The sequence below is a fragment of the Paenibacillus amylolyticus genome, from assembly GCF_047302515.1.
In the GTDB taxonomy this organism is placed as follows: Bacteria; Bacillota; Bacilli; order Paenibacillales; family Paenibacillaceae; genus Paenibacillus; species Paenibacillus amylolyticus_G.
Genome location: NZ_CP168019.1, coordinates 4239500 through 4257083 on the forward strand (window position 1 = coordinate 4239500; position 17584 = coordinate 4257083).

A 17584-nucleotide genomic window follows, 5' to 3' on the forward strand; every position below is an offset into this window, starting at 1 on the left:
TGTGGATGTACGTGTTTATTGCGGTTTGATCATCTTATAACCAACACCCCATACGGTCTGAATGAACTTAGGATGTTTGCTATCGAGTTCAATCTTCTCACGAATCTTGCGAATATGCACCATGACGGTATTGTTCGACTCCATGAACTCTTCTTTCCAGACCTGACGATAGATCTGTTCCATACTGAGTACTGAACCTTGGTGGCGAGCCAGTAATTCAAGAACAGCAAATTCACGCGGAGTCAGACGAACCGGCTGCTCATCCACCCAAACTTCATGTGTATCGGTATTAATGACCAGATCATCAATAACCCACTCGTGCTCTTTGTTCTCCCGACCTTCATTGAAGGTATGATACCTGCGTAGCTGGGATTTCGCCCGTGCGACAAGTTCAAGCGGGTTAAACGGCTTGGTCACATAATCATCAGCACCGATGCTTAGCCCTGTGATTTTATCCATATCCATACTTTTGGCGGACAGCATAATAATCGGCATTTTCTGCTCTTCCCGAATTTTCATACAAGCTTCGATTCCGTCCATATTTGGCATCATGACATCCAGAATAATGAGATCGATCGACTCTTTTTTCAATTGTTCCAACGCTTCAAGTCCATCATTCGCGGTGAGAATCCGATAACCCTCGTTGCCAAAATAAATTTCCATCAGTTTAATAATCTCCTGCTCATCATCCACAAGCAGAATAGTTGCTGGCTGTGCCACGGCATTATTCCTTTCCCTTCCATAATTCATGATCTGTTCAAAGTATACCACCGAGGGATGAAACTGCGAAAATCATCATGATCTTCACGGACACGCTCGATCTTGGCCATGATCTCAAGCGTATCTTCAGGCTTCACCTGCTGAATCCACACCACAGAAGACACCAGCGCCATAGCCGTATACAGTGAATACAATCTCCAGAATAACTCATCCGGTTCATTGCCATCGAAATAACCCTGAATTTGACCTATGGAATATGGAATACTGATCTCCGAAGCAAACAATCCCAGCTTCAAAAATTCATGAATGGGATCACCTTGATCATAACGATTAAAATCAATCACTCCTGCGAGCTTATCCTGCTTAACGACAAGATTGCTCGGGTGAAAGTCATCATGCTGAAATCCATCTGGACGATTTTTCATCCAACCGAGATGGTCTGCAATAAACGTTAGAATAGCATGATCCTCTTTCATCACGATAGGGCACTGTTTATAGCGCTCCACGTAACGTTGATGCTTGGTGCTCTTGCGTATGTACCATGATTCGATCTGTTCCTCCATCGGCAACTGGTGAATCAGCTGTAGCTGCGCTCCTGCTTCGAAGCCAACCGCCCACTGCTGCTGTTCATTCAGCTGAGGCAATCTCTCAGAAGCATCTTCGCCTTCAATGTAGCTAAGAATCATATATCCGTTCTTCTCATTCAATCTACCTGTGCCCAACGTTGCTGGACACTGTACACCTAATTGTTGCATGCTCTGCAAATATTGATATTCCCTTTGCTTCATCCAATCCTCAGCAATATCATACACCCTCACCAGCACATGGCCTTGACCAGGGACAAACATTTTGAATTTAGCATCTGTTGAATAACCCTTCATAATAGGTTCAATCCGCGTGGCCTGATCAAGTTCAGGAATCTGTTTTAACCTGTCAATCAACGTATTGTCCATCGATGCATTCCATGTATTATGTCGTTGCATACCAGAATTCCTCCGTTATTTCACGTATAACGTGTAGTATCGTCGGTCTATTCCCACTTTAACCCATGATGTTTCCTATAACATGCTTATATGTATTCTATCCGTTTCTATTTAAAAAGTACTGACTCGGGTTCTTTGCCCGTCAGGGTCAGCATCGTATACAATTGTCCTCTGTGATGATATACATGCCCCATAATCTCAAGTAACCACTCCAGCCGACTATAAGATGCTCCCCAGTATGAATCCGTCACATGTAATAACTCTTCCGTGTTAAACTGCCTGTACCGTTGGTATAGATACATCTGGTTATCAATCAAAGCCTGCTTGATCTCACCGAGCGAATGCACCTGATTCTCTGCATAGAATTGAGCCATCTCTTCCTCCGATGCACCTTCGGAAATATAAACATCCGCTCGGCAGATCACAGACAGATGAGCTAGTAATTCTCCAACAGGCCGTTTACCTTCAATTGGAGTCAAAGCCAAATCTTCTTCCGACAACTGATCACATATATCAATCAACGATGTTACGGCCACGTCAATATGTTTGAACGCAGATTGAATCAACAGATACACTTCCTTTTTATCCCATTATACAGAACATATGATCGGTTATCAACCAAGATATCCCTCCTTAATATATAAACAAGTTATATACCAAATCTAACAATTTACGAACAAAAAAGTCCTTCCTCCTTCTTATAGACGGGATTCAGGACATTTTGTTGCCTATTTGTTTTCAAATCTTTGCTCAACTTGAGTATAACGAACAATACGTTTGCTCGAATCGTCCAGCCTCCAAGTCAGACTTGCGAATGAAAAATTGCAGTTCCCCGCAATCCCTCCATTGGAAACCTATAGCATCATGCGTATCTATCTTCAACAGCAGCAGTGTATGGGATAGTTCCTGCCATGTCCGATCCTCATCTCCGCCGTAATACTTGGTCAGCTTCTTCTCACATTCCTTCTCATTATAATCGTACTCTTCTCCCAGCGCGATCTGTAACAAGGCCCGATGCTCGGCATCCGGATGCTGTCCGTCAGGATATCCAAACATACCGCCCCAATTCAACGTACTTGGATGATTCCAGCTCGACTCGAATTCAAGGTATCGGTCATACAAACTCACTTCCGCTTCGGCCTCATCGGTCTCAAGCAGAGCTGGCGAGAGCTCGTTCAGCGCGGCGGCATCAATATAAGCGTATGTAGGAAACTCAAGATTAGGCAGCACAGTCACCGAATGTGCAACAAACGGTGCTCCATCCAGCGCGGTATCACCCTCAGGCTCTCGCCTTATCAGGTTATGAGAACTTGGCTCAAAGATCACACGATGTTCAATAGGACAAGCAGATTCATCCGTGCCAATGAAAAAGTATAACATTCCACGTTCAGGCAAAGTCCCGCGCCCATCATTCGGCGTGTACGGCGACAAATCCACCAGGTTCAACTGGGCCAGGAAAGTCATCGGGACTCCTTCTTTTGTTACGGGCCACTCCATGCGACTCGGCAAATCCGGATGTCCACCTACACGTGAGTTTCCTGTTCTGCGATATTCGTCCATTGTGGATACATCGAGGCGAATTCCCCAGCGACTTGAAGATAACAACAGATCGGCAGCAACTCCCAAACCATATTCCTCAAGTGTTTTACGGGCTTTTCTGGTCAGACGTTCACATTGTTCTGGCTTAATCATATAGATCCTCCCCTTTTGACAATACACCTATGCTGAGACATATTCAGGTTCACACCTGTATATTCTTCCGCCCGGACGTCTTTCCCTGCTTCTAGCAAAAAAAGAGACTGACATTCCTTGTCAGTCTACTTCTTTATCCTATATTCCATTTAACGATTTGGATCAGAAGACTTTTCCTGGTAAGCGCGCATATGCTCCTCACCATCCAGGAATTCATGGGCCTGATGAGCTGCCATCACACCATGATAGCTGATATCCAGACCCAGATCTTCCTCTTCTTCTGTCGAACGTACAGGCACGATTTTGCCAATCAACTTTAACCCGATCCAGGTCATAGCGAATCCCCAGATGACCAAGGCTGTAAGGCCAAGTGCCTGAACACCCAGCAACCTCCAGCCGCCGCCCATGAATAGTCCACCATCCGTGGCAAACAGACCTACAGCAATCGTGCCCCACATTCCTGATGCGGCATGCACCGGGAAAGCACCAACTGGATCATCGATCTGCCGACGGTCCAGCCAGTTGGTGGCAGCCATCATCAACAAGCCGGATATTGCCCCAATGAATATCGCTGCTACATCGCCAACAAAAGCACAGCCTGCCGTAATACCGACCAGTCCCGCAAGCGAACCGTTAATGACCGAGGGTGCATCTGAACGATTGAAGCGGAATAACGTATACAGTAACGTAACCGCACCACCCGAAGCCGCAGATAACATCGTGACAATCGCAATGTGACCAATTCTTACATCCGTCGCGCTGAGTGTACTACCCGCATTGAAGCCAAACCAGCCGAACCATAACAGAAATGCACCTACAGATGCCAGTGGCAGATTGCTCGGGAGTGCAATGGCACTTACGCCAAGTGGCGTGTACTTCCCTTTACGCGGGCCAATGATAATCGCAGCCGCCAATGCCGAGAATCCGCCGAGTGCATGGATGACAGCAGAACCGGCAAAGTCCTGCATCCCCAGCTGACTAAGCCAGCCGCCGCCCCATGCCCAGTGTCCACCAATTGGATAGATGATCGCCGTCATCAATATGATATACAACAGGTAGGCACGGAAGTTGATCCGCTCGGCTACCGCTCCTGAAACGATGGAAATAACAGCAATGGTAAAGGCAGCCTGGAACAACCAAAATGTCTCCAGAGATACCGGTACATCCAGGTGAGACAAATCCCCATTCAGGAAAAATCCCGTTACTCCCGCAAAACCGCCTACGTCCGAACCATACATCAGTCCAAAACCGATGGCATAGAACAGCAACGTTCCAATCGTAATGTCAGCAAAAACCTTCATAATAATGTTCACACTATTTTTATAACGTACAAAGCCAGCCTCGAGCAGGGCGAATCCACCCTCCATCAATAAAATCATCGCTGCACTCAGTACGACCCAGACCGTATCGATCCCGGTGCTTAACGTCTCCAAAGTCATGCTTGTACATCCTCCGTTTCACTAAGCTGTCTGAGCTCACGGATTGTATCGGGCGCAAGCTCAATCTCGTCCCGCTCAATGCTGTCCGAATGCTTAATTCGTTCTGCGATCTGGTCCAATTCACGTATGCGTCTGCGAATCTGTTCCATCTTGCGAAAACGTTCCTTCACCTGCACCATATACTCCACCGCCTGATGATGGGATGCGGGGCGGCCCGCGAACCATTTGCGTACGGGCGACAATGATTGATAAGCGATCTCTTCCGCGCGACGCTTTTGTTCGAACTGTTCAATCTTCTTCTTGAGCGTTTCGATCTCATTTTCTTTTTTGACCTTCAGCCGTTCGATAAGGTACAATAAATCGGACGATGATATTTGCAATGCTGTATGGTGATACACCTCGTCGATTACTAACATATCATGTCAGGACTCCTTACATATCAAGTTACTTGTACCGATTATAGTTTGCCGGGGTCTGCCCGTCAATCTTTTTTTGGACTTGGGATGGATTTAAATGAACCGTTCATGGAGAACGGCTTTTTTTATTTGGCACAGATTACATCTAACAAAGGCTAATCTTGCCTAGGTTCGCATTCACTCTTTCCATTCTCAATGCTTATAGAATAAGCATCCACATTTGGGGTAATGAACATACACAGACTACCCGCATCATAGAACCTATATATAAGGAGAGGATTGTACGATGTTTACTCGTAATGACGATATACGCAACCAAATCTGGGAAGCAGTCTCTGGACTCGAAGAAGAACAATTGAACCGAAAACCTTCACCCCAACAATGGAGTATTATGCAAGTACTACGACATCTGAATCTGATGGAAAATGTAATTGGAAAACAAGCCCGCATGGCCCTCGAGAAGGAACAGACGGTGTCTGTGGACAAAAAACCATATGAACTATCGTTGGACCGCAGCCGCTCCGTCGAGGCACCACCCCATCTTCAGCCTCCAGCAGCACCTGAAGCACTTGCAGACGTACGCAGTGATCTGGACGAATCTCACCAAACTTTAAACAACTTTGCATTGGATCATGATCCTGACCTGCTGCGTAGCAAGTCCTTTCCTCATCCCGTATTTGGTGAGATGGATCTAACCCAATGGATTGACTTTACAAGTTATCATGAGGAACGTCATCTGGGACAGATCCAAGAGATTAAACAGCAGCTTGGCGTATAAACACAACCTCCTTTTTCACATAGCGAAAAATATAGTCGAACGACAAAAAAACCTCCAATCCTATTAATTTAGGTTGGAGGTTTTTTGTGTTCTTTCAGTGTTCTTATGTTACGAATAAGAACGACACTTATATTTTTTTGCCCAAAATCGCCAGATCTCTATTCACACCATCCAAAACGGCCACTTCGGGATAATAACCCCATTGTTCAAAACCACGCTTGCGTAATAACCCCAGACTCGGTTCGTTATGCCCAAAGACAAATCCAAGAATGGTCGTAATTCCAAGTGCAGGACACGCCGCAAATACCGTTTCGAGCAAACGTCCACCAGCCCCAATTCCGCGACATTGCTGATCCACGTATACACTGACTTCCACCGTTCCGTTATATGCAGGGCGCCCATAGAACGAGCTGATACTTGCCCAAGCTACCACCTGCCCTGCCTGCTTCATCACCCAAAGAGGACGATGATCGGGTGAATGTTCCTCGAACCAAGGCACACGTTGCTCCACTGTCACCGGTTCCAAATCCGCTGTTGCCATACGGCCCTCAATGGTAGAATTATAAATTTCCACAATCCTCGGCAAGTCCTCCAGGCGCGCATATTCAATCTGCACATCTTCCAGTTTCATCGCTATTCCTCCATCATCTCAGATCGATCTATTCTCATAGAGGATATTATAATGGAAAATAGAAGCCTTCGTCATCCCTAACATTCTGACAGAGAATTACTCAATCATTACTCCGCCAGTCCCTGTATTGTGTTCCCACGAGTTAACTGCTGACTCTGGTCTGCCCAACGAATGTTAATTGAGCGAGATGTGAACAGATCCGGGCCATCCGATACCTGGAAATGCAGATGAGCTTCACTGGAATTACCCGAATTACCAAGCTCACCGATAGGGTCTCCCTGCTTGAGCTTATCTCCTTTTTTGACCGAAACACTGCCTTCCTTGATGTGTCCTGTGATGCTGTATTCACTGTTGCCATGGTCGATTACCACATAGTTACCAGCCGGTTCTTTCGGATTCATGACACCCGGTACATTGTCCGGTATATCATTTTTGATATCGACGACAGTACCATCGGCAGCTGCATAGAGCGGTTCACCAAAAGCATAGTAGTTTTGATTTTCCTTTGCATCACCTTGATAACTGGATTGCTCTTTGGTCCGTACGATATCCAGCGCATACCGCTGGGTTTCATGCTCATAATGATAGTTCGACAACACATCATTACCTCCCCAGAATACGTACCATTCCCCCTTCATCGGCAATTGAAATTCCGTTTTGGTGAATTTGGCATCCGTGTCCTCATGAGCTTGCAGCGGTTGGATCGAGAGACCTTCAATTTGATTTTCTTCGGAAAAATAGGCTCGAATCCCTTTGGTCCCAGTCTGATCCTTCCAGGCCACCTCAGATATTTGATTCATTTTGGCGTCTACCACTTGCTCCCATGATTCAACACCCTCCAGAAAAGGATCAGCGGTCGTTTTGAACTGCTCAAGCGTTAACGTCCCCTTCAATTCCGGAGAGAACTGATTATAGATTGCATCCTTTGAACCGTTCATCAGCGTATCTATGAAATTGTCAGGTGTAACCACCGCGCTCACCTCTGAACTTGAGTTCTGTTCCTGATTAGAGTTCTCGCTCGCTTCATTATTGGATGCCTGTTCGGCTGACTGCTGCTCTGCCTGGTCGGAAGTAATGGAATTGCTGTTGCCACAAGCAGACAATATCACGCAAGCTCCAAGGGTAATCGCAAGCACCTTCCAGCCCTTTTTATTCTGTAATTTTGAATGTGTATTTTGTTCTGATTTCAGATGACCTTCTCTATTCATTCTCAACATCCCTTCAGTTAATCGTTATACTTTCCAGTTAAGTGTACAGAATGAGTCTTATCCTTCGTCTAACCCCATCTTACATGTAGTTAAACTTGCAACGCCTTTTGAGGCTGCATAATTAAGATTCCGTTAAGATAGCTCGTACGCTATACAGCCCTCTTGGATGGTATGATTAGCAATACACACAACGGAAGGATCAGGAGGTCATTTTTAAACTATGGATAACGTCTCATTACTGCTCGTGGATGATGAACAGGCTATTCTGCATATGCTCAAAACCGTTCTGCTCAAAGAGCAGTTTCTCGATATTGATACCGTTACAACAGGCGAAGCTGCCATTGAGGCATGCAACAACAAGACATATCATTGCATCGTGCTCGACATCATGCTTCCTGGCAAAAGTGGACTGGAAATCTGTCCTTTTCTACGGCAGGTCACCGATGCACCCATCCTGTTTCTGACGGCCAAAACAACCGATTATGACAAATTAACCGGATTCGCCGTTGGTGGCGACGATTATGTCGCCAAACCCTTTAATCCTCTGGAAGTCGTTGCTCGAATTAAATCATTGCTTAAGCGTTATTTATCTTCTAAAACCGCAGCGACCTCGGATCACGTCCCATCTAACGTAAATACGTCATCTCCCAGCACATCGGAAGGCGTGTACGACTTTGGACGATTCCAGGTACTGGAGTGGGCTGGTGAACTTCGTGTTGAAGGTGAGTCCGTATCCTGTCCGGCACTTGTGTTCCAACTGTTACTCTTTTTCTGCAAACATCCCAATCGAATCTTCACCAAATCAGATCTATATGAGCGAGTCTGGGGCTCTGAAGCCATTAGTGATGACAATACCGTGATGGTTCATATTCACCGCATTCGGGAGCGCATTGAAGCCGATCCTTCCAATCCGGTGTTTCTCGTGAACGTCCGGGGTCTGGGTTACAAACTTATCCAGCCGGAATATGTGTCACGCCCATGAGTATTCGTCGCAGGTTAATGACCCGGTTTATCGGGATGCTTGCCGGTGCAGTCGTTCTTATCATCCTGCTTGGGTCTGTAGCGACTTACTGGGTCGTGCAAAAGGTGAATGAAGTGAATCTGGTAGATGATTTTGCTGCCAACGGTCTGGACCAATTAATTAATACAGCAGAGATCATGCCGGATGATACCATCCGATATGACCCCGAATTGCTGAAGCAAGTGGATAAAAACAAAGGCTGGCTCCAAGTTCTGGATGAACAAGGTTACGCCATTGATGCATACCACACCCCGGCCGATGTTCCTACTCACTATAAGCCAGGAGAATTGATTGCATACTGGGAAAGCCAAAAGCCGTTCCCTTATCAGATCGTCATGCTGATCCGGGAGAAGAACGGAAAGGATTTTACCTTGTTATATGGTGAGCGCAACCCGGCCAAGTCCTTAATGAATAACATTCGTTCAGATCTTGCTTTTACCAACGGAAAGCTTAATCTTCAGCCCAACCAACAGGAGGCCCTTCGTACTGCCAATGCTTATCTTCAAATATTGGACCCGTCAGGACGTGAAATTTCTTCCTTCAACAAACCATCCATGGGAGTACCGACCGAATACACCATTCAGGAACTCGTTCTGCAAGTTCGCTATCCGAGTCGATCCGGCCTGTCTGTTGCAACGTGGTACGACGAACAGAGTGAAACCACTTGGCTGATTAGCATCCCTGTTGATCCAGCGGTGAACAGTGGTCAGAACCCCTACAATTTTATTCTGGAACCGGCATTGGTCGTATTGATTGTATCCATCATCATTCTGCTCATTTTGCTTGCCTTCTGGTATGCCAACCGCTTCGGCTCACCTATGCTGCATATGCTCCAATGGTTACAGCGTCTGGAACGAGGACATTACGAGGAACCTACCGGAGCCTTTGGAGTGCCTCGCAGTCAGCGTCGTAACGGAAAGTGGAAGCGAAAATACAACGTGTATGCTGAAGTGCTTCGCTCCATGCAGGCCCTGTCTCACACTTTGAAGCAAGATGAAGAACTTCGGAAACAGACCGATTCTCTGCGGGAGGAGTGGATTGCTGGCATAACACATGACCTGAAGACACCCCTCTCCTCCATTCAGGGATATGCTCATATGCTTGAGGCGGATAAGTATAGCTGGACCGCGGAGGAAGTCAGGGAATTCGCAGGCATAATGCTCGATAAGTCCATGTATATGGACAGGCTTGTTAACGACCTTGCCATGACCTATCGATTACGCAGTGGAGGATATCAACCTCTGGTGGAAGAGACTGACGTAAATACGTTGCTCCGTGATCTGATCCAGCGCGCTGAACGGAATCCGGCATATGGAGAAGGTCGCATCCTATTCCAACCTTCCGAAGTGCCTGTGTATGGACTTGTCCATATTCCGTCGTTTGAACGAATTGTGGATAATCTGACCGCCAATGCCCTTCTTCATAATCCGCCCGAGTCCATCCTGGTTGTCAGTGTGCATTCTGGTAAGCAGGCAGATGAATTCAGTATTCAGTTTGCCGATAATGGAAGAGGCATGGACTCCGAGATGGTATGGAAGTTATTTGAACGATACTATCGCGGTACAGATACAGGTACATCGGACGTTGGATCAGGGCTGGGCATGGCGGTAACCAAAGGTTTGATCGAAGCCATGAATGGTCGTATTGAGGTACAGTCCACCCCTGGTGAAGGAACGATCATTCGCTTAATATGGGATGGGCCGTCCGAAACCAATTAAAATGTTCTGCTTGACCTTTCCATTTTCAGTCTATATAATCGACACTCAATAACACCTGTTCCAATATATTAATAATGAATGCAACACATTTCAGAATAATTCTAATGAGTTGATCTAACATATTTGGCGATGACCAGAGACAAGATTTCGTTTGCGTGCTGCCCAGAGAGAGAGGGGATTGGTGAAACCTTCTTCAGCGAACGGACCGGAATTACCCCTCTGCAGCCGTGACCTCGAACCTCAGCATTTCGAACTTCCCTCCGATGTTTGGCATGCTGCCAGTAGAGTTCACCGCCTGATCCCCGATAACGGATTCCAATGAGGGTTATGATGTTTTCTGTTCCGGCGGCTGGCCGAGAGCAGGGTGCACCATAACCAAAATTAGGGTGGAACCACGAGCCAAGCGCACTCGTCCCTTTTCCGGGACGGGTGTTTTTTGCGCTTTCATTTTAAGAAATGGAGAGTGGTTCACATGAGCAAACAAGAAAACAGTAACTCAGCAAGCAACAAATCAGGTAACGAAATAAACAACCAAGCAAATGATCTTCAGCCATCCAGTCATTCCATTGAGGTCCGTCTGCAAGGTGGCGCGGTACGTTCTTACGAAGCCGGCATCACTGTAGGTGCGGTTGCCTCATCTATCAGCAAAAGTCTTGGGAAACAGGCTATCGGCGGTATTGTAGATGGTCAAAATGTTGATCTCGATTGGGTGCTCAAGCAAGATTGCGAACTTGTTATCGTTACTTTAGAAAGTGCGGAAGGTCTGTATCGTTATCGTCACAGCTCAGCACATGTGCTCGCACAGGCACTCAAACGCATCTACGGTGCAGAACAAGTGAAACTGGGTATCGGCCCCGTCATTGAAGATGGATTCTATTACGATGTTGATCTGGAACATGCCCTGTCCATCAGTGATTTGGCTGCCATCGAGCAGGAAATGAACAAAATCATTCAGGAGAATCATAAGATCAATCGCCGGGTCGTTAGCCGGGAGGAAGCCCTCCGGATCTTCGGAGAGATCCAGGACCCCTACAAGCTTGAACTTATTCAGGATTTGCCAGAAGACGCTGAGCTTTCAATTTATGAACAAGGAGAGTTCTTCGATCTATGCCGCGGTCCCCATCTTCCATCCACTGGTCGGATCAAAGCGTTCAAGCTGTTGAATGTGGCTGGTGCGTACTGGCGGGGGAACTCGGATAATAAGATGCTGCAACGCATCTACGGCACTGCTTTCCCGAACAAAGCCCAACTGGATGAACATCTGCACATGCTCGAAGAAGCGAAGAAGCGGGATCACCGTAAACTTGGCAAAGAGCTTGAACTGTTCATGTTCTCCGAAGAAGCGCCCGGCATGCCCTTTTATCTACCCAAAGGCATGACTGTTCGCACTGAACTGGAGCAGTTCTCTCGTGAGCTGCAATTACAGGAAGGTTATCAGGAAGTTCGGACTCCTCTCATGATGAACAACCGGCTGTGGGAGCAATCCGGCCATTGGGAGCATTACAAGGACAACATGTATTTCTCGGAAGTGGACGATGCTACTTTTGCACTGAAACCGATGAACTGTCCTGGGCACATGCTGATCTTCAAAAACACTCTTCATTCCTATCGCGAATTACCGATTCGCATGATGGAATTCGGTCAGGTTCACCGTCATGAATTCTCAGGTGCCCTGAACGGCATGATGCGTGTGCGGACATTCTGCCAGGATGATGCCCATCTCTACGTCATGCCAGAGCAGATCGAGGACGAGATCAATCAGGCGATCTCACTGATCGGACGTATGTACGATATCTTTGGGTTCGAATATAAGATTGAATTGTCCACTCGCCCGGAAGATTCCATGGGATCGGAAGAACTGTGGGATCAAGCTGAAAGAGCTTTGCAAAATGTACTAGATCGTCGAGGCGTGGAGTATCGCATTAACGAAGGAGACGGTGCCTTTTATGGACCGAAAATTGACTTTCATATCCTCGATGCGCTGAAACGCAGCTGGCAGTGCGGAACAATCCAGCTTGATTTTCAAATGCCGGAGAAGTTCGACCTCACTTACATTGGCGAAGATAGTCTGAAACACCGTCCTGTCGTGATCCATCGTGCCATCTACGGTTCCATCGATCGTTTCATCGGCATCCTGACTGAACACTATGCAGGAGCGTTCCCACTCTGGCTCGCCCCCGTGCAAGTGAAGCTGCTACCTGTGTCAGATCATTACGCAGACTATGCGCTCCAAGTACAGAGCCAACTCCGGGCTGTGGGCATTCGGGTAGAAACAGATCTGCATAGCGAGAAGCTCGGGTACAAAATCCGTGAAGCCCAGATGGAAAAAGTGCCTTATTCGCTCGTGCTTGGTGAGAATGAGAAAAATGCCTCATCCGCCTCTGTCCGTGCATACGGTCAGGGAGATCAAGGCATCCAACGCATTGAAGCTGTTATTGAAATGATCCAACAAGCTGTGAAGGCAAAAGTATAAAAGATGTAACGACTCTATTCATGGGTCACTCATCAGCTTGTGCTGAATTACAACTTCTCGTCATCTCTTAGCCCCACCTGTTCTTCGCTCCATGTCCAGAAACGCTCAGCTGAAGCATCATCAACGGCATGTTTCTTCAGCTGCTGCTCTTTCTGTTGATAGAAGTAACGCCCGGTGATCCCGACGACTTCAGGACTTGTGGCCAGATAAACAGCCGTTCGCGCACCTTCTTCAGGGGACAGAAAGAATGGAAGCTTGCCTGCAAAAGCCATAATGCGTGTGCCAAATCCGGTATTACGATCTACGCCAATACTCGTTCCCACCGCACCAGGGTGTAGACAGTTCACTGTGACAGACGTACCCGACAGTTTGCGAGCCAGCGCACGAGTGAACAGCACGTTAGCCAGTTTGGATTGAGCATAACTTTTGATCGGATTATAACCTTTGTGCAGATGTGGATCTTCGAAGTGGATTTTGCCGGCCTTGTACGCACCTGACGAAACGTTCACCACCCGTCCCTGCTTCGCGGCTTTCAGTGGCTCTATCAAAAGTAAGGTCAGCAGGAAATGCCCCAGATGGTTAATACCGATACTCTGTTCGAACCCGTCTGAGGTTTCCTTCCGCTTGACCATCACCACCCCCGCATTATTAACCAGAACGTCAAGGCGATCATGACGCTCGCGGAATGTGCGGGCAAACTGGCGTATACTTTCGAGTGAACCGAGGTCACACAACATCAATTCAATCGCAGAAGAGCCGGACTGACGCACAGCTTCCTGAAGAGCCTCCTGTCCGCGCTTCTCACTGCGGCATGCCATGATTACGTGATATCCTTGTCTTGCAAGTTCAATGGTGGTTGCCAACCCCATACCTGAGTTAGCTCCTGTTACAATTGCTGTCTGATTGGACATGAGGTACTTCCCTTCTGAACCTGAGGCTCCGAAATTAGAGGCGCAACGACGGACAATATGAGATAATGATAGGATCACATCTCGGTTTCCATGGGAGGACAAGTATGCTGACCAAAGAAGATTTTAAAAAATTAAAAAAACAAGCCAAACTTGAAATCGCACTACTCGAACAGGAATATCAGGAAATCTTGCAGAACGTTGATTCTACGCTGTATGAAAAATACGGTATTTTGGACAAAGAAGAAACACGTGAGCTCACCCGAAAACGCAAAAACCGAAGATATGCTTCACTGGTTATCGAACTATGCGCCATTACTGAACAAATGTTACATCAACTGTACAGAGACGTATATCAGAAAAAGTTTAATTCGACCCAGCTGATGAAAACTCCTGCCTACCGTGCACGCTCCAATATGGAGATTATTCAGGCCGAACTCAGTAAAGAGTTCATTGCCCTGGAATCCGAAAAAGAACACTTCGCTGAAGCCCTTAGCCTGGTGTTTCAGACGAGGAACAAACTTGTTCATGATAACTTCTCGTTTGTCTCCATCGTTAAGGATGGCAGTAATGAAGAAGAAACGTTCGAAGCGCTGCTCCATACGGTAAAAAAATATAGAAAACACTTAAAATATAATCGCCCTGAATAACAACAATCATCGCTAAAAAAGAAAAGGAGGTGTACCGGACTACGGTCCGGATCATCATGAGCTATCCATTAACTTCGATTACTGTGCTAAATCTCCAGATTCCCACACCTTCCGGGAACAGTCCCATATTCCCCGTCATGCTTCGTGACGAAGATGGCGTTACCTTGGTGGATACAGGCATGATTGGGCAATTTGCAGAACTTCAATCCGCATTAGAACAAGAGGGCGTACAGCTCTCGGACGTCAAACGTGTGATTATTACTCATCAGGACATCGATCATATCGGTAACTTGGGTGCTCTTCTGGATGCCATCCCTGATCTGGAAATCTGGGCACATGCCGATGAGATTCCATATCTAACCGGTGAGAAGCCTTCGATCAAATTCACGCCTGAACGTCGTGCTCTGCTGCCCGCGCCCGTTTTGGCACTGGCAGACCAACTGCTCTTGCAGCTGCCTGAAGTGAACATCAGCAGAACACTGGCGGATGGAGACCTGTTACCCCTTCAAGGCGGTACACAGGTCATTCATACACCGGGACATACGCCAGGTCATATCTGCCTGTATTTCGGGGAGCAACAGTTCCTGCTCGCTGCCGATGAACTTCGTGTGGTCGATGATGAACTGGTTGGCCCTGCACCACAAGCGACACCGGACATGCCTGAAGCGCTGCGAAGCCTGAAGAAACTGACCGACCTTAAGCTCAATAAGGTTCTCTGTTATCACGGTGGAGAGTACATGAATGATCCTGCTCAGCGTATTGCCACACTTGCGGAGAGCGCAGAGTAAGTAAAGAACGCGGACTTGTGAGTGCTTTTGAAATGACACAAGCATCCTGTTAACGTTGTTTCTCTTCGTGCGGCATTGTGCGTTGTAGCTCATTCAAGATTAGGATGACACATACATTACAATCAAGGAGCTGTCCCAATGTCATGAACTTGACAGGGACAGCTCCTTGAATTAATTAACCACGTACTTCTACTACTCTACTGCACTGGTGTTGACCGTATGGTAGCACCTATTGCGCACGCTATGCATACAGTATGCACGCAGTATCTTATATTGAACTACGACATGTGCTCAGTATCTTTCCCCTGCCCGTTTGGCAAAACAATTCACCGGAAAACCGTAACGTAAGTGTCTACTTATTGACTGAGGTCCGTCTCTAACGAATTGGGCACAGTCTAAACGTTATACTTGTTTTGTAACGAATCTCAGACACCCTATACGCAGTATTTTGAGTATCAAGATTTTCTAACGAACTCCAGACACCTTAGTTACTCATTTCGTTGGTTTTTCTGCAGGTTTCGAGTGAATTTTGGCGATATAACGTGGCTGAGGTTCGTTAAATTCTACGAACGCCACCAAACCTCTATTTAAGGTGCGTCAGGTTCTTTAGAAAAATTTTATTTAGAGCGATTCAGATTCAGGGCACTTCAGGGCTTTGGCTTACGTTAAGCGGCAACCGTTCATTTTAAACTCACTCCATCCTCAACCTTACGGGGATACCAATCCGGTTCGACTCTGTCCTGCAACACTGATTTCATCTCCCTTGACCCCGACTCAGCTCTCCGGAGTTAGTACAATCAGCTTGTCATCTCCATCTCGTGGCGATCCTCGTCCATCCCGATTGTTCGTAAGCACGTACAACTTGCCGTCCTCGCCAGCACTCACATTGCGAATCCGACCCCATTCATCTTCGAAGATGGGTTCCACCTTCTCCCCCTGTGTACCATCTTCCGAAAGAGTAACCTTCAGCAGCTGCTCTCCACGCAGATTCGCAGCAATCAGTGATCCAGCCCAAGGTCCTTCTTCTACAAAAGCTACACCAGACGGCGCCCATGTATCCTTTCCACTATGTGCAAGCGGAGCCTGATATGCGCCATTGTCATCGTTGTCTCCTTCTACCTCGGGCCAGCCATAATTCTCCCCAGCCACAATCCGGTTGATCTCATCATGATTCCGCTGACCATGTTCGGTAGAATAGAGGTAACCGTTGTCCGGATTCCATGCCAGTCCCTGTGCGTTGCGGTGTCCCATACTGTATACAGGTGAATTCGGCCATGGGTTGTCTGCCGGGATCGATCCGTCGAGACCTATCCGCAATATTTTACCTCCAAGGCTATCTTCGTTCTGTGACAGTTCCGGTTCATAACGCTCACCTGTCGTGATATAGAGGAACTCGTCCGGGCCAATTTTGATCCGCCCACCATTATGATTTGTTCCGCCTGGAATGTTACCAAGCAACTCTTGATCTATGACCGCTTTGCCATCATTCACCTTGAGGCGTAACACCCGATTCGCAATATCGTCGCCTTCCAGATAGGAGTGGTATGCATACAGATAACCGTTCTCCTCAAAGTCCGGATCAGCTGCCAGACCCAACAGACCTCCTTCACCTTCTTCATTAAATGGGGCTGAGAATTCAATCAGTGGTTCAGGGGCTAGTTTTCCATCCTCAATGACCCGAATCGCGCCAGGGCGTTCCGTTACAAACATCCGACCATCAGGCACACTCACAATCTCCCATGGTGCATTCAATCCTTCAACCAGAACAGAAGCCTGATACGGAATAACCGCCTCTCCCTGCGCTCCACTCTCATTTCCACTTGCACCGGTATTGCCTCCGTTGGCCGTCTGTCCCTGACCTGTTCCCTGTCCCTGAGACGTCTGCTCTGTTCCTCCCGTAGAAGGTTCGCCTGAAGAACATGACGCGGTTAACAGTGCCACACTTAATAATGAAGCATATAGTGGAACGGTTACTCGATTATTCATGATTACATCTCCCTTCGTATTTCGTTCTTTTGTATAAAATAAATAAGTCAAGCTTCAACGTATTGTTAATGGATTGCTCTCTATTGTTGTGGTGTTATTATTCATCTGTTAAGCGGTTTCGCCCTGTATTACCCTTCATACCAGCCGCTTAAACCGAGAATTCAAGGTATTCC

The 17584-nt window shown here is 47.1% G+C and carries 16 protein-coding genes; 6 read left to right on the forward strand and 10 right to left on the reverse strand.

Translation table 11 applies throughout. The annotated features are described in order from the left end of the window. Window positions 1-15: 15 nt before the first annotated feature. The 6 genes from ACDJ59_RS18505 to ACDJ59_RS18530 all read right to left on the reverse strand — a co-directional run bounded on the left by ACDJ59_RS18505 (window position 16) and on the right by ACDJ59_RS18530 (window position 5250). Window positions 16-750 (reverse strand): response regulator transcription factor, encoded by a 735-nt coding sequence (locus tag ACDJ59_RS18505; RefSeq protein WP_017689932.1) that lies wholly within the window; start codon window positions 748-750, stop codon window positions 16-18. After that, a complete protein-coding gene (locus ACDJ59_RS18510; RefSeq protein WP_413404785.1) occupies window positions 747-1703 on the reverse strand; it encodes an aminoglycoside phosphotransferase family protein in 957 nt (318 codons plus the stop codon). The genes ACDJ59_RS18505 and ACDJ59_RS18510 overlap by 4 nt, the downstream gene beginning before the upstream one ends. A 107-nt stretch (window positions 1704-1810) precedes the next feature. Then, entirely contained in the window at window positions 1811-2269 is a 459-nt protein-coding gene (locus ACDJ59_RS18515) for a DinB family protein (RefSeq protein ID WP_051449640.1), read from the reverse strand. A gap of 184 nt (window positions 2270-2453) precedes the next feature. Next, window positions 2454-3395, reverse strand: coding sequence for a DUF1963 domain-containing protein (locus ACDJ59_RS18520; protein WP_413404787.1), 942 nt, complete (start codon window positions 3393-3395; stop codon window positions 2454-2456). Between the two features lie 149 nt (window positions 3396-3544). After that, complete coding sequence (locus tag ACDJ59_RS18525) at window positions 3545-4834, reverse strand: ammonium transporter (RefSeq protein WP_413404790.1); 1290 nt, start codon at window positions 4832-4834, stop codon at window positions 3545-3547. Continuing rightward, a complete protein-coding gene (locus ACDJ59_RS18530; RefSeq protein WP_413404792.1) occupies window positions 4831-5250 on the reverse strand; it encodes a hypothetical protein in 420 nt (139 codons plus the stop codon). The genes ACDJ59_RS18525 and ACDJ59_RS18530 overlap by 4 nt, the downstream gene beginning before the upstream one ends. A 286-nt stretch (window positions 5251-5536) precedes the next feature. On the opposite strand from ACDJ59_RS18530, the gene ACDJ59_RS18535 reads away from it, so the two are divergent. Further along, window positions 5537-6028, forward strand: coding sequence for a DinB family protein (locus tag ACDJ59_RS18535; protein WP_413404794.1), 492 nt, complete (start codon window positions 5537-5539; stop codon window positions 6026-6028). A 127-nt stretch (window positions 6029-6155) separates the two neighbouring features. Here ACDJ59_RS18535 and ACDJ59_RS18540 read toward each other — a convergent pair whose 3' ends face one another. After that, on the reverse strand, window positions 6156-6659 hold the full coding sequence (locus ACDJ59_RS18540; protein ID WP_413404796.1) for an N-acetyltransferase family protein: 504 nt from the start codon (window positions 6657-6659) through the stop codon (window positions 6156-6158). 107 nt (window positions 6660-6766) lie between these two features. Continuing rightward, complete coding sequence (locus tag ACDJ59_RS18545) at window positions 6767-7867, reverse strand: M23 family metallopeptidase (protein ID WP_413404798.1); 1101 nt, start codon at window positions 7865-7867, stop codon at window positions 6767-6769. A 220-nt stretch (window positions 7868-8087) separates the two neighbouring features. On the opposite strand from ACDJ59_RS18545, the gene ACDJ59_RS18550 reads away from it, so the two are divergent. The 3 genes from ACDJ59_RS18550 to thrS all read left to right on the forward strand — a co-directional run bounded on the left by ACDJ59_RS18550 (window position 8088) and on the right by thrS (window position 13079). Further along, window positions 8088-8849, forward strand: coding sequence for a response regulator transcription factor (locus tag ACDJ59_RS18550; RefSeq protein ID WP_413404800.1), 762 nt, complete (start codon window positions 8088-8090; stop codon window positions 8847-8849). Then, window positions 8846-10606 carry a sensor histidine kinase gene (locus tag ACDJ59_RS18555; protein ID WP_413404802.1) on the forward strand — a complete coding sequence of 587 codons (1761 nt, stop codon included), beginning with the start codon at window positions 8846-8848 and terminating at the stop codon, window positions 10604-10606. Before ACDJ59_RS18550 ends, ACDJ59_RS18555 begins: the two co-directional genes overlap by 4 nt. 472 nt (window positions 10607-11078) lie before the next feature. Then, entirely contained in the window at window positions 11079-13079 is a 2001-nt protein-coding gene (gene thrS / locus ACDJ59_RS18560; RefSeq protein WP_413404804.1) for a threonine--tRNA ligase, read from the forward strand. 47 nt (window positions 13080-13126) lie between these two features. Here the strand turns inward: thrS and ACDJ59_RS18565 are convergent, their stop codons facing one another. After that, window positions 13127-13990, reverse strand: a complete 864-nt coding sequence (locus ACDJ59_RS18565) for an SDR family oxidoreductase (protein ID WP_413404806.1) — start codon at window positions 13988-13990, stop codon at window positions 13127-13129. A 104-nt stretch (window positions 13991-14094) separates the two neighbouring features. Here ACDJ59_RS18565 and ACDJ59_RS18570 point away from each other — a divergent pair, with 104 nt between their 5' ends. Both ACDJ59_RS18570 and ACDJ59_RS18575 read left to right on the forward strand, forming a co-directional pair. Next, entirely contained in the window at window positions 14095-14637 is a 543-nt protein-coding gene (locus ACDJ59_RS18570) for a hypothetical protein (protein ID WP_413404808.1), read from the forward strand. 56 nt (window positions 14638-14693) lie between these two features. Continuing rightward, a complete protein-coding gene (locus ACDJ59_RS18575) occupies window positions 14694-15425 on the forward strand; it encodes an MBL fold metallo-hydrolase (protein WP_413404810.1) in 732 nt (243 codons plus the stop codon). Between the two features lie 774 nt (window positions 15426-16199). Here the strand turns inward: ACDJ59_RS18575 and ACDJ59_RS18580 are convergent. Continuing rightward, window positions 16200-17411, reverse strand: a complete 1212-nt coding sequence (locus ACDJ59_RS18580) for a PQQ-dependent sugar dehydrogenase (protein WP_413404812.1) — start codon at window positions 17409-17411, stop codon at window positions 16200-16202. Window positions 17412-17584 lie beyond the last annotated feature (173 nt).

Bases quoted from the DNA above. Each gene is read 5' to 3' on its own strand.
- ACDJ59_RS18505 (WP_017689932.1), bottom strand. From the start codon at position 750: ATGAATTATGGAAGGGAAAGGAATAATGCCGTGGCACAGCCAGCAACT.
- ACDJ59_RS18510 (WP_413404785.1), bottom strand. From the start codon at position 1,703: ATGCAACGACATAATACATGGAATGCATCGATGGACAATACGTTGATT.
- ACDJ59_RS18520 (WP_413404787.1), bottom strand. From the start codon at position 3,395: ATGATTAAGCCAGAACAATGTGAACGTCTGACCAGAAAAGCCCGTAAA.
- ACDJ59_RS18525 (WP_413404790.1), bottom strand. From the start codon at position 4,834: ATGACTTTGGAGACGTTAAGCACCGGGATCGATACGGTCTGGGTCGTA.
- ACDJ59_RS18530 (WP_413404792.1), bottom strand. From the start codon at position 5,250: ATGTTAGTAATCGACGAGGTGTATCACCATACAGCATTGCAAATATCA.
- ACDJ59_RS18535 (WP_413404794.1), top strand. From the start codon at position 5,537: ATGTTTACTCGTAATGACGATATACGCAACCAAATCTGGGAAGCAGTC.
- ACDJ59_RS18540 (WP_413404796.1), bottom strand. From the start codon at position 6,659: ATGAAACTGGAAGATGTGCAGATTGAATATGCGCGCCTGGAGGACTTG.
- ACDJ59_RS18545 (WP_413404798.1), bottom strand. From the start codon at position 7,867: ATGAATAGAGAAGGTCATCTGAAATCAGAACAAAATACACATTCAAAA.
- ACDJ59_RS18550 (WP_413404800.1), top strand. From the start codon at position 8,088: ATGGATAACGTCTCATTACTGCTCGTGGATGATGAACAGGCTATTCTG.
- ACDJ59_RS18555 (WP_413404802.1), top strand. From the start codon at position 8,846: ATGAGTATTCGTCGCAGGTTAATGACCCGGTTTATCGGGATGCTTGCC.
- thrS (WP_413404804.1), top strand. From the start codon at position 11,079: ATGAGCAAACAAGAAAACAGTAACTCAGCAAGCAACAAATCAGGTAAC.
- ACDJ59_RS18565 (WP_413404806.1), bottom strand. From the start codon at position 13,990: ATGTCCAATCAGACAGCAATTGTAACAGGAGCTAACTCAGGTATGGGG.
- ACDJ59_RS18570 (WP_413404808.1), top strand. From the start codon at position 14,095: ATGCTGACCAAAGAAGATTTTAAAAAATTAAAAAAACAAGCCAAACTT.
- ACDJ59_RS18575 (WP_413404810.1), top strand. From the start codon at position 14,694: ATGAGCTATCCATTAACTTCGATTACTGTGCTAAATCTCCAGATTCCC.
- ACDJ59_RS18580 (WP_413404812.1), bottom strand. From the start codon at position 17,411: ATGAATAATCGAGTAACCGTTCCACTATATGCTTCATTATTAAGTGTG.